Origin of the sequence: Streptomyces sp. NPDC048664 (assembly GCF_040650555.1) — a bacterium.
In the GTDB taxonomy this organism is placed as follows: domain Bacteria; phylum Actinomycetota; class Actinomycetes; order Streptomycetales; family Streptomycetaceae; genus Streptomyces.
Genome location: NZ_JBEZHK010000031.1, coordinates 40,095 through 54,820 on the forward strand (window position 1 = coordinate 40,095; position 14,726 = coordinate 54,820).

A 14,726-nucleotide genomic window follows, 5' to 3' on the forward strand; every position below is an offset into this window, starting at 1 on the left:
CGGCGGTGACTCGTCAGAGTCGCGTCAAGGAGGGTGGCGCCCGTGGTCGCGGTCCCTATCGTCGGCGCCATGGGACGCATCGACGACACGCGCGACGACGCGCTGGGCGCCGGCGCGCGCACGCGGCGCTCCGGCCGGACGGCGTACGACCGGCGCTGGCGCGCGGAGCTGAGGAGCGCGCTGCGCTGTGCGGCGCTGCTCCTCGTCATGCTGCTGGTGATCGACCGGGTCTCCGGCGGCGCGTCCTGGTGGCGCGCGGCGCTGTGGCTCGCTCTCTCGCTCCTGCTGGTCCTGGTCCTGGTTCCCCGGCGGGTGTCGGCGGGCGAGGGCCTGCTGGCCTCGCGCGGGCTGTTCGGCACACGGCGCGTGCGCACGGACCGCCTGGTGTCGGTCCGCTGCCTGGACGGCGTCTGCCGACGCCTCGTCCTGCGCGACGTCTCGGGCACCCGCGTCGAACTCGACCCGCAGGTCCTGGTGGACAACCCCGACCTCTGGTACCTCCTCGACGAGGGCGCCCGGCGCTCGGAGGCCGACGGCGTCCTGCTGTGCGGGGCGACGGCGCTGCGGCACATCCAGGACCGGATCGACCGGGAGACGGCTCGGGCCGTGTTCCGGGGGTCCGGCCTGGACTGACCGGCCGGGTGCGGGGCCCCGGACCCGGCGGCCCGTCGCCGGCCGCCGGGCCGCCGGGCCGCCGGGCCGGGAGGGCCGGGGAATCACCGCGTCACACAGGTGTTGACGCCTGTGTGAGTTCAGTGATCGCGCGCACCCGCTTCTCCGTCCTCGACCGCTCGCGCACCCGGGAGGGGCAGGACCCGGGCCAGGCGCTGCGAGACACCGTGCTCCTGGCGCGGGAGGTCGAACGGCTCGGATACCACCGGTTCTGGGTGTCCGAGCACCATGGTGTGCCCGGGGTGGCGGGATCCGCGCCGACCGTGCTCGCGGCGGCCGTGGCGGGGGCGACACGCACGATCCGCGTGGGGACGGGCGGTGTCATGCTGCCCAACCACCGCCCGCTGGTCGTGGCCGAGCAGTTCGGCGTGCTGGAGTCGCTCTTCCCGGGGCGGATCGACATGGGGCTGGGCCGGTCCGTCGGCTTCACGGACGGGGTGCGCCGGGCGCTGGGCCGGGACAAGGACGACGCGGACGACTTCGCGGCGCAGCTGGAGGAGCTGCTGGCGTGGTTCGGCGGCACCTCCCCCACCGGGGTGCGGGCGCGCCCCGCGGAGGGGCTGGCCGTGCCGCCGTTCGTGCTGGCCCTGGGCGAGGGCGCCGGCATCGCCGCCCGGGCCGGGCTCCCCCTGGTCATCGGGGATCTGCGCGACCGGGACAGGATGCTGCGCGGGATCGAGCGCTACCGGGCGGAGTTCAGGGCCTCGCGGTGGGCGAGCGAACCGTACGTCATCGTCTCCGGCACGGTCGCCGTCGCCGCCACCGCCCGGGAGGCCCGGGACGTCCTGCTGCCCGAGGCGTGGTCGATGGCGCACGCGCGGACCCGCGGCACCTTCCCGCCGCTGCCGCCCGCCGAGCGGGTCCGGTCGCTCACGATGACCGCCAGGGAGCGCGACGTGTACGAGGCGGGGCTCAGCGGTCACATCACCGGTACCGAGGAGGAGGTGGCCCACGAGCTGGCGGACGTGCTCAGCCGGACAGGGGCGCGTGAGGTCCTCGTGACGACCAGCACGTACGACCGCACGGCGCTCCTGGACTCCTACCGGCGGCTGGCCCGCCTCGCGGGGCTGGCGGCACGGCCCGGCCCGGTCACGGACGGCGGTGCCACGGACAGCGGTGCCAAGGACGGCGGTGCCAAGGACGGCGGGGTCACAGACCCAGGTCGCTCAGGCCCGGATGGTCGTCGGGACGCCGGCCCAGGGGCCAGTGGTACAGGCGCTCCGACTCCTTGATGGGGAGGTCGTTGATGCACGCGTGGCGGTGGGTCATCAGGCCCTGCTCGTCGAACTCCCAGTTCTCGTTGCCGTAGGAGCGGAACCAGTTGCCGGAGTCGTCGTGGCTCTCGTAGGCGAAGCGCACGGCGATGCGGTTGCCGTCGAAGGCCCACAGCTCCTTGATGAGGCGGTAGTCCAGCTCCCGCCGCCACTTGCGGGTCAGGAAGGCGACGATCTCCTCGCGGCCGTCGATGAACTCCGCGCGGTTGCGCCAGCGGGAGTCGGCCGAGTAGACGAGGGCGACCTTGTGCGGGTCGCGGGTGTTCCAGCCGTCCTCCGCCTGCCGCACCTTCCGCGCGGCCGTCTCGCGGGTGAAGGGCGGGACCGGGGGGCGGGCCGCGTCTGCCATGTCGTCTCCATCGGGTTCATCGGGTGCATCGCGTCCACCGGGAGGAGTCCGGTCGGACGAGCGGGCCGGGGCCGGCCGCTCGATGACATCCTCGGCCCTGCGCGCGTCGACGGCACGGCCGCGTCCGCCCGTGTGCCCCCGGGGAGGTCAGGGCGTGCGGCCTCCCGTGTGCTCGCCCGGCGGCAGTCGCAGGGCCCGCTGGGCGTCGTGGGCCAGGGCGCGTCGGTCCGTCGCCGGGTCCGGGCCCAGTAGCGGGGTGAGCCGGACCTCCGCGACCAGCCGGTGGGACGACACCACGCGCCACACGGAGGTCAGCAGCGAGTCGCTCCCCACGAACGCGGGCACGGTGCTGGCACGCGTCCCGTCCGGGCCGTCCTGCCGGTAGAGCAGCCGTACCGGCAGGACGGGGACACCCGCGTCCAGTGCCGCCTGGAAGGCCGCCCGCCGGAAGTGCCCCTGGGCCCGTCCGCACCAGGTGCTGCCCTCGGGGAAGACCACGACGGCCGATCCCCCGCGCAGCCCGTCCGCGATCCGCGCCACCGTCGCGGGCAGCGCCCGCAGCCGGTCCCGGTCGATGAAGAGCGCGCCGCTGGCCGCCGTCAGCGCGCCCGCCACCGGCCACCGCCGGATCTCGGTCTTCGCGAGCATCCGGCCGGGGCGGACGGCGGCGAGCAGCGGGACGTCCAGCCAGGAGACGTGGTTGGCGACCATCAGCAGACCGCCGTCGCGCGGTGCCTCACCGGTGATCCGCACCCGGACGCCTGCGGCGCTCACCACCGTCCGGCACCACGTCCTGATGAGCCGCTCGCGCCGGGCCGTGGCCAGCCGGCGGACGGCGGGGAGGAGGGCGATGCCGCCGACGAGCAGCACCAGCACGCTCACCAGCCGCAGCAGGGCGCGCGGGATCGCGCGCGCCGACCCCGTGGCCTCCACGCAGGACCGCGGTGTGCACGGGGCGCTCGGCAGCCAGGCGCCGGCCCGGTCGTCCGCCGCGGGGGCGGTGTCCGGGCCGCGCGGGCCGGGCACCGCGACGGGAGCGGGGATCGCCACGGTGGCCGTGCCCCGGGCCGCGCGCACCGGCGCGCCGCGCCGCGGGAGCACGGCGGTGCGGAGCGTGGTCCTGCTCCCCGTGCGGTGGTCCGTCCTGGGCATCGCCGTCATGCCGGGACGAGCGAGAGGAAGTGCCGCAGATAGCGCGCGTTGACCCGGCGCATCGACAGCAGGACGTACAGGTCGGCGACGCCGAAGTCCGGGTCGTGCGCGGGCTCGCCGCACACCCATGCGCCGAGTCGCAGATAGCCGCGCAGCAGCGGGGGCAGCTCCTGATGACCGGTGGGCGCCGGCACCTCGGGGCGCCAGGGCAGCAGCGGCCGTACGCGGTACTGCTCGGGCGCCAGGTGCTTGGTCCGTAGCCGGTCCCAGGTGCCCGCGGCCATGGCGCCGCCGTCGGCCAGCGGCAGGGAGCAGCAGCCGGCGAGCCATTCGTGGCCGCCGTCGACCATGTAGCGGGCGATGCCGGCCCAGATCAGTCCGATGACCGCGCCGTCCCGGTGGTCGGGGTGGACGCAGGAGCGGCCGACCTCCACCAGCCCGGAGCGGATCGGGGCGAGCGGGTCGAGGTCGAACTCGCTCTCGGAGTAGAGCCGGCCGGCGATGACGGCGCGGTCGGGCGGGAGCAACCGGTAGGTGCCCACGACCTGGTCGGTCAGGGTGTCGCGGACGAGCAGGTGGTCGCAGTACGCGTCGAAGGCGTCGATGTCGAGGCCGGGCTGCGGGGTGGACAGGAGGGCGCCCATCTCCCCGGCGAAGACGTCGTGGCGCAGCCGCTGCGCTGCCCGCACGTCGTCCTCGTCGCGGGCGAGGGAGACGGTGTAACGGGTGGGTGCCGCGGGCTGCGCGGGGCGATCGAGAGTGGAAACGCCGCTCATGTTCTCTCCTGGTCACGGGCCGGTCCGGCGGGAAGGGGAGGGCGGGCCGGATGCGTGCGGCCCGTCGCTCCTGTTCTTCCGATGCCGGTTGGCTTCCGCGTGACCTGTGCCAGGAGACGGGATGTGGGGATGTTGAACGGCGCGGACGCGGCGGCGTCCGTGGATATCGTGTGGGCACCATATCGGCGCCGGGTGTGCGAGGCGGGGCCGGGGTTGAGCACCACTCCGGCCCCGCCCGTCCGCCGGCGCGGCGAACGTCCCTCGCTCAGGCGGTCAGCGCCCGGCGGACCTGCGGGTGGCGCGCAGCCACTCCTTGTTCATGCCGGTGATCGACACCAGCGGGATGCCCTTGGGGCAGGCGGTGGCGCACTCGCCGGTCAGGGTGCAGCCGCCGAATCCCTCCTCGTCCATCCGGGCCACCATGTCCAGGACGCGGGACTCGCGTTCGGGCGCGCCCTGGGGCAGTACGTTCAGGTGGTTGACCTTCGCCGAGGTGAACAGCATCGCCGCGCCGTTGGGGCAGGCCGCCACGCAGGCGCCGCAGCCGATGCACTCGGCGTGCTCGAAGGCGAGGTCCGCGTCCGGCTTGGGCACGGGCGTGGCGTGCGCCTCGGGCGCCGAGCCGGTCGGGGCGGTGATGTAGCCGCCGGCCTGGATGATCCGGTCGAGGGCCGAGCGGTCCACGACGAGGTCCTTCACCACCGGGAAGGCCGAGGCGCGCCAGGGTTCGACGTCGATGGTGTCGCCGTCGCTGAAGGAGCGCATGTGCAGCTGGCAGGTGGTGGTGCGCTCGGGTCCGTGCGCGTCGCCGTTGATGACGAGCGAGCAGGCGCCGCAGATGCCCTCGCGGCAGTCGTGGTCGAAGGCGACGGGGTCCTCGCCCCTGAGGATGAGGTCCTCGTTGAGGGTGTCGAGCATCTCCAGGAAGGACATGTCGGCCGAGACGCCGTCCACCTCGTAGGTGGACATGGCGCCTTCGGCGTCGGTGTTCCTCTGGCGCCAGACGCGCAGGGTGAGCCTCATGCGTAGCTCCGCTGGGTGGGGTGGACGTACTCGAAGAGAAGGTCTTCCTTGTGCAGGACGGGCGCCTGGCCGGTGCCGGTGAACTCCCAGGCCGCCGCGTAGGAGAACTCCTCGTCGCGGCGGGCGGCCTCGCCGTCCGGGGTCTGGGACTCCTCACGGAAGTGGCCGCCGCAGGACTCGGCGCGGTGCAGGGCGTCCAGGCACATCAGTTCGGCGAGTTCGAGGTAGTCGACGACGCGGTTGGCCTTCTCCAGCGACTGGTTGAACTCCTCGCCGGTGCCGGGGACCTTGACGCGCCGCCAGAACTCCTCGCGGATCAGGGGGATGCGGGCCAGCGCCGTGCGCAGGCCCGTCCCGGTGCGGGCCATGCCGCAGAACTCCCACATGAGTTCGCCGATCTCGCGGTGGAAGGAGTCGGGGGTGCGGTCCCCGTCGGCGGCCAGCAGGCGCCTGAGCCGCTCGTCCGTCTCGGCCAACGCCTCCCTGACGGCGGGGTGTTCGTCGGTGATCGGGTCCTGGTGCGGGTTGCGGGCGAGGTAGTCGTTGATGGTCGACGGCAGCACGAAGTAGCCGTCGGCGAGGCCCTGCATCAGGGCGGAGGCGCCCAGGCGGTTCGCGCCGTGGTCGGAGAAGTTGGCCTCTCCGATCGCGAACAGGCCGGGGATCGTGGTCTGGAGGTCGTAGTCGACCCACAGTCCGCCCATCGTGTAGTGCACGGCGGGGTAGATCCGCATCGGCACCTCGTACGGGTTCTCCGCGGTGATCCGCTCGTACATGTCGAAGAGGTTGCCGTACTTCTCCTCGACCCCCCTCCGGCCCATGCGGGCGATCGCGTCGGCGAAGTCGAGGTACACGCCCTGTCCGCCGGGGCCGACGCCGCGGCCCTCGTCGCAGACGTTCTTGGCGGCGCGGGAGGCGATGTCGCGCGGCACGAGGTTGCCGAAGGAGGGGTAGACGCGCTCCAGGTAGTAGTCGCGCTCGTCCTCGGGGATCTCATTCGGCGGGCGGTCGTCGCCCTTCGCCCTGGGCACCCAGATCCTGCCGTCGTTGCGCAGCGACTCGCTCATGAGGGTGAGCTTGGACTGGTGCTCGCCGGTGCGCGGGATGCAGGTGGGATGGATCTGGGTGAAGCAGGGGTTGGCGAAGTGGGCGCCGCGCCGGTGGGCCCGCCACACGGCGGTGGCGTTGGAGTTCATGGCGTTGGTCGACAGGTGGAAGACGTTGCCGTAGCCGCCGCTCGCGAGGACGACGGCGTCCGCGTAGTGGGTGTCGATCCTCCCGGTGACCAGGTCCCTGGCGACGATGCCGCGGGCCCGGCCGTCGACCACGATCAGGTCGAGCATCTCGGTGCGGGGATGCATCTCGACGGTGCCCGCCGCGATCTGGCGCGACAGCGCCTGGTAGGCGCCGAGCAGGAGTTGCTGGCCGGTCTGGCCGCGGGCGTAGAAGGTGCGGGAGACCTGGACGCCGCCGAAGGAGCGGGTGTCGAGCAGTCCGCCGTACTCGCGGGCGAACGGCACGCCCTGCGCCACGCACTGGTCGATGATCTCGACGGAGATCTGGGCGAGGCGGTGCACGTTGGACTCGCGCGCCCGGAAGTCGCCGCCCTTGACCGTGTCGTAGAAGAGGCGGTGGATGGAGTCGCCGTCGTTGCGGTAGTTCTTGGCCGCGTTGACGCCGCCCTGCGCGGCGATCGAGTGGGCTCGGCGCGGGGAGTCCTGGTAGCAGAACTGGACGACTCGGTAGCCCTGTTCGGCGAGGGTGGCGCCCGCGGAGCCGCCGGCGAGGCCGGTGCCCACGACGATCACCGTGTGCTTGCGGCGGTTGGCGGGGTTGACCAGCCTGGCCTCGAAACGGCGCCTGTCCCAGCGCTGTTCGACGGGCCCGGCGGGGGCGGCGGTGTCGGCGAGGGGCTCGCCGGTCCGGTAGTCGGCGTATGTCGTCATCTCAGCTCACCACTTTGGTCATGACGCCCACCGGCACGGCGATGAACCCGGCCGTGAGCAGCGTCGCGAGGACGTTGGCGATGGTCTTCAGGGCGCGGTCGCGGCTGCGGCTGCCCGCTCCGAGGGTCTGGGCGGCGCTCCAGAAGCCGTGCCGGACGTGCAGGCCGAGGGCGAGCATCGCGACGATGTAGATCACGTCGCCGTACCAGGTGGAGAAGGTGTCCACGACGTTCTGGTACGGGTGGCCCTCCTGGAAGCCGCCGGAGTGCACGGTGCCGGTCGTCAGGTCCAGCAGGTGCCAGACGACGAACAGTCCGAGGATGATCCCGCCCCAGCGCATGGTGCGCGTGGCGTAGCTCGCCCGGGGCCTGCGGTGCACGTACGCGACGGGGCGCGCCCTGATGTCGCGACGGCTGAGCTGGTACGCGCAGACCGCGTGGGCGACCACGGCGGCGACCAGCACGATCCGGATCAGCCAGAGCGTCCACTCGTAGTGCATGAACGGCTCGCCGACCGTGCGCAGCCAGTGGGCGTAGTGGTTGTACTCGGCCGCCCCGAAGAAGATCTTCAGGTTGCCGATCATGTGGACGACCAGGTACAGCAGCATGATCAGGCCGCTGACCGCCATCACTGTCTTCTTGCCGACGGAGCTGTCCCACACGGTGCGTACGAGGGACGGCCGCCGGTCCGTCCGCGTTGCCGGTGCCATGTCTCAGAACGCTAGGCCCGGGAGTGCCGATCGGTCCAAGACATGGTCCGGCTCGTTTCCATAGCCATCGCCTATGCCGGCGTATGCTGGGAGGGTGCAGTTCCAGCAGCTCCAGTACTTCGTGGCGGTCGCCGAGACCCGGCACTTCACCCGGGCCGCCGATCTCGTCCATGTCGCGCAACCGTCGCTGTCGCAGCAGATCAAGGCCCTGGAGCGGGAGTTGGGCGCGGACCTGTTCCTGCGGGCACGCGGCAACATCACGCTCACCGACGCCGGTGAGGCCCTGCTGCCGCTGGCCCGCCGCATCCTCGCCGACGCGGACACCGCGCGGCACGAGGTGCAGGAGCTGGCGCAGCTGCGGCGCGGCCGGGTGCGGCTGGGCGCGACGCCCAGCGTGTGCACGGGTCTGCTGCCGGACGTGCTGCGCGCCTTCCACGACCGCTACCCGGGCGTCCGGCTGCTGATCGAGGAGGGCGGCTCCCACGACCTGGTGCGGCAGCTGGCGCGCGGCGCCCTGGACCTCGCCCTGGTCGTGCTGCCGCTGCCGACCCCCTCCCCCGCACTGACCACGCTGGAGCTGTTGCGTGAGGACCTGGTGGTGGTGTCGTCCCCGGACACCGACCGGCCCGGCGGCGGCCGGCGCACGGTGCGGATCTCTGATCTGGAGGGCGAGCGTCTGGTGATGTTCCGCCACGGCTACGACCTGCGGGAACTGACCGTGGCCGCGTGCCGTGCCGAGGGGTTCGAGCCGGACCTCGCGGTGGAGGGCGGCGAGATGGACGCCGTCCTCGGATTCGTCCGGGCGGGTCTGGGCATCGCCGTCGTGCCGCGCATGGTGGCCACCCGGGCGGGGCGGGGCCTACGGGTCACCCCGCTGGCCCGGCCCGGTCTGTTCCGCACGATCGCGCTAGCCCACCGCAGCGATGTGGCACCGCCGCGCGCGGCCCGCGAGCTCCAGCGGATGCTGCTGGAGCGCTGACGGCCCCGCCGGGTGGCTCAGAGCACGCGCCTGAGCCAGCCGTGGTCGTCCCGCGCGCGGCCGTACTGGATGTCCAGTACGTGGTTGCGCAGGGCGAGGGTCTGCTTCCCGGGGGTCCCGCCGCCGAGCTCGAACGCGTATCCGTCCCCCTTGAAGCCCACCACGGGCGTGATGACGGCCGCCGTGCCCGCGGCGAACGCCTCGGTGATCGAGCCGTCCTCGACGCCGGTACGCAGTTCCGCGAGGGTGACGGACCGCTCCACGGGGGTCAGCGCGAACCCGTCGGCGAGCGCGAGGACGGTGTCCCTGGTCACGCCCTCGAGGATCGTGCCGAGGCCGGGGGTCACCAGCTCGCCGTCCGCGGTGATCAGGCACAGGTTCATGGTGCCGGACTCCTCGATGCGGCCCTCGCCGCCCGTGTCGTCCAGGTACAGGACCTGGTCGCAGCCGTGCTCACGCGCCTCCGACTGCGCGGCGAGGCTCGCCGCGTAGTTCCCGCCGCACTTGGCCGCGCCGGTGCCGCCCTTCGCCGCGCGGGTGTAGGTGCTGCTGACCCACAGCGTGACACCGCTGATCCCGGTGGCGAAGAAGGGCCCGGCGGGGCTCGCGATCACCGAGTAGATCACCCGCTGCGCCGGCCGGACACCGAGGAACGCCTCGGCGGCGAACATGAACGGCCGCAGATACAGGCTCTCCTCGCCGCCGTGCGCCGGAACCCACGCCCGGTCGGCCCGCACCAGCTCCTCGACGCTGGTGAGGAAGTCCTCCTCCGGCAGCTCGGGAAGCGCGAGCCGCCTGGCCGAGCGGGCGAACCGCCGCGCGTTCTGTTCGGGGCGGAACAGCCACACGCTGCCGTCGGCGTGGCGGTAGGCCTTCATCCCCTCGAAGATCTCCTGCGCGTAGTGCAGCACGGCCGCGCTGGGGTGCAGGGAGAACGGCTCCAGGGGCGCGATCCGGTGCCCCTGCCATCCGTCCGCCGCCGTCCACTCCGCGGCGGCCATGTGGTCGGTGAAGTACCGCCCGAAGCCCGGGTCCGACAGCATCGCCGCCCGCTCCGCGTCCGGCACGGGAGACTGCGCGCGGGACAGGGGGAAGGCGCGGCTCATGGTCAACTCCTCGGCGTCGGCGGGACGTCCTGCGGGGCGGACGCCTGCGACCGGCGCCTGCCCGTCATGTTAACGGCCGTTCATCGCACCGTCAGCCGGTCGCGTCCGCCAGCGCCAGTTCGTGCAGGCGCTCCGGCGGGCCGGGGCGCGCGTAGTACCAGCCCTGGGCGGTGTCGCAGCCGAGGATGCGCAGTTGCTCGGCCTGGGCGCCGGTCTCCACGCCCTCGACCGTGACCGCCAGGTCCAGGCTGTGGGCGAGGGACACGATCCCCTCGACGATCTTCAGGTCGACCGGGTCCGCCGGGTACTGCTGCATGCCCTGGGTGAAGGACCGGTCCAGCTTCAGGATCCGCACCGGCAGCCGGCGCAGGTTCGCCAGGTTCGAGTACCCGGTGCCGAAGTCGTCCAGGGCGATGTCCACGCCCATCTCGGCCAGGCACCGAAGGGGCTTGAGCAGGTCGTCGTCCGCGCCGATGAGGGCCGACTCGGTGACCTCCAGGCAGAGCGCGTCGGGTTCGAGGCCGGCCTGCTCCAGGATGTCCACGGTGTCGGAGACCAGCCCGGGGTGGGTGAGCTGGCAGGGCGAGAGGTTGACGTTGACGCGCAGCGGGCCCGTGCGGTCGTGCCGCTCCTGCCAGGCACGGGCCTGGCGTACCGATTCCTCCAGGACCCAGCGGCCCAGCGGCACGATGAGTCCGGTGCGTTCGGCGAGCGGGATGAAGTGGTCCGGGCCGAGGACGCCGTGCTGCGGGTGCAGCCAGCGCACCAAGGCCTCGGCGCCGCGGACGGTCCCGTCGCCGAGGTGCACCAGCGGCTGGTACTCGATGAAGAACTCGCCCCGGTTCAGGGCCGTGGGCAGCGCGGTGGTCAGGCCGTGCCGGGTGATGGCGCGGGCGTCGGCCTCCGGGTCGGCGAACTCGAAGCGGTTGCCGCCCGCGGACTTGGCCCGGTACATGGTGATGTCGGCGCTGCGCAGCACCTCCGCGGGGCCCCGCTCCCCCGCCGGGCCCTCCACGACACCGATGCTGCCGCGCACGGTCAGTTCGCGCCCGTCCACGCGGATCGGGGTGCTCAGGGCGTTCATGATGCGCCCGGCCAGTTCGTCGACCCCGCGCCGGGTGTCGGGCCCGGTGGTCAGCGCGACGAACTCGTCCCCGCCCAGCCGCGCGACCATCTCGCCCGGCGCGGTCGCGCAGGACTGCAGCCGGTCGGCGACCTCGACCAGCAGCCGGTCGCCCGCGGCGTGGCCGAGGCTGTCGTTGACGGTCTTGAAGCCGTCGAGATCCAGGTAGCACAGCCCGAACCGCTGGCTCTCGCCCGCCGCGAGCGCCTTCTCCAGGCGCTCGAAGAACAGCGTGCGGTTGGGCAGGCCGGTCAGGGCGTCGTGCGTGGCCTCGTAGCGCAGCCGCAGGTGGAGCAGGCGCCGCTCGGTGGTGTCCTCCATGAGCGCGAGCTGGTACTGCGGTCGCCCGTCCGCGTCGCGGAGCAGGGACACCGTGAGGTTGGTCCACAGAACCGTTCCGTCGGTGCGGCAGAACGCCTTCTCGACGTGGTAGTGGTCGCGTTCACCGCGGACGAGTTCGTCGTAGAGCCGCCAGACCTGGGGCGCGTCGTCCGGGTGGTTCCACTCGGCGACGTTGCGGCCGCGGACCATGTGCTCGGAGCCGCCGAACATGCGCAGCAGCGCGCCGTTGACCTGGAGGACGTTTCCGTCGAGGTCGGCGATGCCGATCCCTATCGCCGCCCCCTCGAAGACCGCGCGAAAGCGCGCCTCGCTGATGTGCAGCGCCTGGGCCACCGCGCCCTGGGCGGTGAGCGCGGCGTGCGAGATGGCCTCCTGCTCGGCCAGCGTCCGCTCCCTCAGGGCCCCGGCGAACCCGGCGGCCATCGCGTGCTGCACCCGCGCGCAGCGGGTGCGCAGCGCCTCATGGGCCCGCGCCGACCCGTCGGGATCGCCGCAGTAGAGCACCAGATAGGCGTCGACGCAGTCGAGCGTGCGGCTGAGCGCCTCCGGATCGGTGCAGTGCACGTCGATGAGGGCCGCGCCGATCGCCTTGGCCGCCGCCGGGTCGAACACCCGGGCCCGCAGCGCCTCGCTGAGCCGCCGGGCCAGCGGCAGCAGGCACTCCTCGAACGCCGGCCGGGTCAGCGACGTCGAGGTCACCGGAAACACGGCCCGGCTCCAGATCGTCGCGAACCTGCGGAGTCTGTCCTCCGGGCCGCCCGGTTCGGCGGTCACGCCGCGCGCCCCACGCCGCCGAACCCCGCGAAGGAATACGGATCCTCGTCCTCGGGTGCCGTGTCAGGCCGCCACTCGGGCATCGGCACCAGTCCGGGTTCCACCATGTCGTACCCCTCGAAGAACCGGGCGACCTCGTCGCGCGAGCGCATGATCAGCGGATTGCGTATGTTCCTGTACACGTCGACCGCGCCCTCGGCACGCTCCTGGGGAAGCGGGATCCCCTCGTACGAGGCGTGCGTGAGAACGAGCAGGCTGCCGGGCGCGAGCGCGGCGCTCAGCTCGGCCACCGCACTGTACGGGTCGTCCGTGTCCTCCACGAAGTGCAGTATGGCAACCAGCAGGAGGGCGACCGGCCGCTTCAGGTCGATCAGGCCCTCCACCTGAGGGCTCGTCAGGATCTGCTGCGGCCTGCGCAGGTCCGCCGCGGCGATGTCCGCGTCGGGGTTGCCCTGAAGCACCGCCTGGCTGTGGGCGACCGCCACCGGGTCGTTGTCGACGTACACCACGCGCGCGCCGGGCCGGGCCTGCTGGGCCACCTCGTGCACGTTGCCGAAGGTCGGGATGCCGGAGCCGATGTCGAGGAACTGGGTGACACCCTCCCCCGCGGCGAAGCGGACCGCGCGGCGCATGAACGCCCGGTTCGCCTGCATGATCTTGGGGAGCCCCGGCATGTACTCCATCGCCTTGCGCGCCGTCCGCCGGTCCACCTCGAAGTTGTGCGACCCGCCCAGGTAGAAGTCGTACATACGGGACACACTCGGCACGGAGATGTCTATGCTCCGCGGGGCCCAGGCAGGGCGCTCCATGTGACTCTCCAAGGCGTGGACGACGTAGCGGCCGATGGGGTGTTCGAGCTGAGGCTACTGATCGTCCGCCGAAGGAGCGAGTAAAAACGGAAATTGACCATCCGTTCCCGGACACTGCCCGCGGCACGTGCCACGACGCCCTCCGCACCGGCCCCGGGGCGGCGTCCGCACCGGCCCGTCCACCCCGCCACAACGGAAGGCCCACCCCCTCCGTGCGGCGCGGAGGGGGTGGGCCTGGGGTCGTGCGCGCTGTCAACCCTGGGGAGGGAATCCCTACTTGGGCGCGCCGACCGGCTTTCCTTCGGGCGTGACGGCGTACCACGTGCCGCCCACGCCCTGACCGTTGGTCTCGCCGGGAGCCTTGTCTCCGGAGAAGGTGTAGATCGGCCAGCAGTTGACGGTCATCTGCTTGGTGCCGTCCGGACGGGTGAAGCCCATGAGGCCCTTCTTCTTGACGCCCTTGGTGTCATCGGTGGCGACCGGGGCGACGGCGGGCCACTTCTCCAGGCAGGCACCGGTGCAGTTCGAGACCGACTTGGGCCACGCCTTGTCCTTGAGGAAGCGGTAGACGGTCATGCCGTTCTTGTCGACGACGATGTCCCCCAGCTTGGGGTCCTTGCGGACCGACAGGCCCGGCAGGGTCCCCCCGGCCTTCTTGCCGTCGGGCGCGGTGGCGAACCACGTGCCCTTCACGCCCTGGCCGTTGGTCTCCCCGGCCTTGGTGTCCTTGGCGAACCGGTACATCGGCCAGCCGGCGATGGTCAGCTGCTTGGTGCCGTCCGACCGGGTGACCTCGCCGATCATGGCCTTGTCGATCCCGGAGGCGACGGTGGCGCCCTCGGCGGGAACGGGCGGCCAGGCCTTCGCGCAGTCGCCGTCGCAGGTGGACTTCGGCGGGGAGGCCGTGTCCTGGTCGAAGCGGTAGAGGGTGAAACCGGCGCCGTCCGTGACGATCTTGCCGATCTTCGCGTCGTCGGCGACGGACAGCCGACCCGCGGTCTGGCCGCCCGCGGACGCGGCGGCACTGGGCGCGGTGGTCGAGTCGGCGCCGTAGCCGTTGGGGTCCGTCGGGCTGGTGCCGTAGCCGCCCGGGACCGCGGTGGCCCCCACGTTCTGACTGCCCACCGACGGGGTCCCGCTCTCCTGACCGCACGCCGTCGTGAGAGCCAGCACGGCCGCGGCACCCGCCACGAGACTGGCGCTGCGCCAGGATGTCTTCATTTCCAACTCCCGCTGTCCGCTTGGGTGTTGCGGCTCCTCTTATCTGCCGCGCATGGCCCTAGGTACGCATGGGGACGCCCGATGCGTTCAACGCGGACGCGAAAAACTTTCCGAACCCTGGGGCGGATCCGGCACAGGTGGTCAAACCCGCCCGAGGCGATCTCCTTCCTTCGGGGCAATTCCCCTGCTCCCCGGCGTAGTCGGGCGCACGGCCGCCGATGATCTCGGTCGTGCAACGACCCGAACGGACCCGATCGACCCTTCCCACCAGGCTGTTGGCCGTCGTGGCGCTGGGGTGGATCCTCGTGTCCGCCCCGACCGGGACGGCATCGGCCGACGCGTGCGCGTACGCCTCCACGGGCTCGGACGGCACGGACGCGGTGTCCGCGGCGGGCGGTCACCTCTGGCCCCGCGGCGACCACTGGCCGCTCGGCCCCCACCGGCCCGCCTCCCCGTGCTCCCCGCCCACAC

13 protein-coding genes are annotated in these 14,726 nt (G+C 72.6%); 3 read left to right on the forward strand and 10 right to left on the reverse strand.

The window, feature by feature from the left end:
* Nucleotides 1-42: 42 nt before the first annotated feature.
* Together AB0C59_RS28005 and AB0C59_RS28010 are read left to right on the forward strand one after the other, a co-directional pair.
* On the forward strand, nucleotides 43-633 hold the full coding sequence (locus tag AB0C59_RS28005) for a hypothetical protein (protein WP_363009365.1): 591 nt from the start codon (nucleotides 43-45) through the stop codon (nucleotides 631-633).
* A gap of 113 nt (nucleotides 634-746) precedes the next feature.
* Nucleotides 747-1,904 (forward strand): LLM class flavin-dependent oxidoreductase, encoded by a 1,158-nt coding sequence (locus AB0C59_RS28010; RefSeq protein ID WP_363009367.1) that lies wholly within the window; start codon nucleotides 747-749, stop codon nucleotides 1,902-1,904.
* On the opposite strand, the gene AB0C59_RS28015 is transcribed toward AB0C59_RS28010, so the two are convergent.
* The 6 genes from AB0C59_RS28015 to AB0C59_RS28040 all read right to left on the reverse strand — a co-directional run bounded on the left by AB0C59_RS28015 (nucleotide 1,822) and on the right by AB0C59_RS28040 (nucleotide 7,901).
* Complete coding sequence (locus AB0C59_RS28015; RefSeq protein WP_363009369.1) at nucleotides 1,822-2,295, reverse strand: nuclear transport factor 2 family protein; 474 nt, start codon at nucleotides 2,293-2,295, stop codon at nucleotides 1,822-1,824. The two genes, AB0C59_RS28010 and AB0C59_RS28015, sit on opposite strands and share 83 nt — an antisense overlap.
* A 147-nt stretch (nucleotides 2,296-2,442) precedes the next feature.
* The gene (locus tag AB0C59_RS28020) at nucleotides 2,443-3,456 is read right to left on the reverse strand and encodes a lysophospholipid acyltransferase family protein (protein ID WP_363009371.1); all 1,014 of its coding nucleotides are present in this window, start codon (nucleotides 3,454-3,456) and stop codon (nucleotides 2,443-2,445) included.
* Nucleotides 3,453-4,223 (reverse strand): GNAT family N-acyltransferase, encoded by a 771-nt coding sequence (locus AB0C59_RS28025; RefSeq protein ID WP_363009373.1) that lies wholly within the window; start codon nucleotides 4,221-4,223, stop codon nucleotides 3,453-3,455. The genes AB0C59_RS28020 and AB0C59_RS28025 overlap by 4 nt, the downstream gene beginning before the upstream one ends.
* A gap of 273 nt (nucleotides 4,224-4,496) precedes the next feature.
* Nucleotides 4,497-5,246 (reverse strand): succinate dehydrogenase/fumarate reductase iron-sulfur subunit, encoded by a 750-nt coding sequence (locus tag AB0C59_RS28030; RefSeq protein WP_363009375.1) that lies wholly within the window; start codon nucleotides 5,244-5,246, stop codon nucleotides 4,497-4,499.
* Nucleotides 5,243-7,192 (reverse strand): fumarate reductase/succinate dehydrogenase flavoprotein subunit, encoded by a 1,950-nt coding sequence (locus tag AB0C59_RS28035; protein WP_363009377.1) that lies wholly within the window; start codon nucleotides 7,190-7,192, stop codon nucleotides 5,243-5,245. The genes AB0C59_RS28030 and AB0C59_RS28035 overlap by 4 nt, the downstream gene beginning before the upstream one ends.
* Before the next feature lies 1 nt (nucleotide 7,193).
* The gene (locus tag AB0C59_RS28040) at nucleotides 7,194-7,901 is read right to left on the reverse strand and encodes a succinate dehydrogenase (protein WP_363009379.1); all 708 of its coding nucleotides are present in this window, start codon (nucleotides 7,899-7,901) and stop codon (nucleotides 7,194-7,196) included.
* A 94-nt stretch (nucleotides 7,902-7,995) separates the two neighbouring features.
* Between AB0C59_RS28040 and AB0C59_RS28045 the strand changes: the two genes are divergently transcribed.
* On the forward strand, nucleotides 7,996-8,880 hold the full coding sequence (locus tag AB0C59_RS28045) for a LysR substrate-binding domain-containing protein (RefSeq protein WP_363009381.1): 885 nt from the start codon (nucleotides 7,996-7,998) through the stop codon (nucleotides 8,878-8,880).
* Nucleotides 8,881-8,897: 17 nt separating this feature from the next.
* On the opposite strand, the gene AB0C59_RS28050 is transcribed toward AB0C59_RS28045, so the two are convergent.
* The 4 genes from AB0C59_RS28050 to AB0C59_RS28065 form a co-directional block, all read right to left on the reverse strand.
* Nucleotides 8,898-9,986 (reverse strand): branched-chain amino acid aminotransferase, encoded by a 1,089-nt coding sequence (locus AB0C59_RS28050; RefSeq protein WP_363009383.1) that lies wholly within the window; start codon nucleotides 9,984-9,986, stop codon nucleotides 8,898-8,900.
* A gap of 91 nt (nucleotides 9,987-10,077) precedes the next feature.
* The gene (locus tag AB0C59_RS28055) at nucleotides 10,078-12,225 is read right to left on the reverse strand and encodes an EAL domain-containing protein (RefSeq protein WP_363009385.1); all 2,148 of its coding nucleotides are present in this window, start codon (nucleotides 12,223-12,225) and stop codon (nucleotides 10,078-10,080) included.
* Nucleotides 12,222-13,034: an SAM-dependent methyltransferase gene (locus AB0C59_RS28060; protein WP_363009387.1), complete on the reverse strand. Its 813-nt coding sequence runs from the start codon at nucleotides 13,032-13,034 to the stop codon at nucleotides 12,222-12,224. The genes AB0C59_RS28055 and AB0C59_RS28060 overlap by 4 nt, the downstream gene beginning before the upstream one ends.
* A gap of 273 nt (nucleotides 13,035-13,307) precedes the next feature.
* Nucleotides 13,308-14,255: an SCO0930 family lipoprotein gene (locus tag AB0C59_RS28065; RefSeq protein WP_363009389.1), complete on the reverse strand. Its 948-nt coding sequence runs from the start codon at nucleotides 14,253-14,255 to the stop codon at nucleotides 13,308-13,310.
* Nucleotides 14,256-14,726 lie beyond the last annotated feature (471 nt).

Coding starts and splice junctions, on each gene's coding strand:
- AB0C59_RS28015 (WP_363009369.1), bottom strand. CDS start 2,295: ATGGCAGACGCGGCCCGCCCCCCGGTCCCGCCCTTCACCCGCGAGACG.
- AB0C59_RS28020 (WP_363009371.1), bottom strand. CDS start 3,456: ATGACGGCGATGCCCAGGACGGACCACCGCACGGGGAGCAGGACCACG.
- AB0C59_RS28025 (WP_363009373.1), bottom strand. CDS start 4,223: ATGAGCGGCGTTTCCACTCTCGATCGCCCCGCGCAGCCCGCGGCACCC.
- AB0C59_RS28030 (WP_363009375.1), bottom strand. CDS start 5,246: ATGAGGCTCACCCTGCGCGTCTGGCGCCAGAGGAACACCGACGCCGAA.
- AB0C59_RS28035 (WP_363009377.1), bottom strand. CDS start 7,192: ATGACGACATACGCCGACTACCGGACCGGCGAGCCCCTCGCCGACACC.
- AB0C59_RS28040 (WP_363009379.1), bottom strand. CDS start 7,901: ATGGCACCGGCAACGCGGACGGACCGGCGGCCGTCCCTCGTACGCACC.
- AB0C59_RS28050 (WP_363009383.1), bottom strand. CDS start 9,986: ATGAGCCGCGCCTTCCCCCTGTCCCGCGCGCAGTCTCCCGTGCCGGAC.
- AB0C59_RS28060 (WP_363009387.1), bottom strand. CDS start 13,034: ATGGAGCGCCCTGCCTGGGCCCCGCGGAGCATAGACATCTCCGTGCCG.
- AB0C59_RS28065 (WP_363009389.1), bottom strand. CDS start 14,255: ATGAAGACATCCTGGCGCAGCGCCAGTCTCGTGGCGGGTGCCGCGGCC.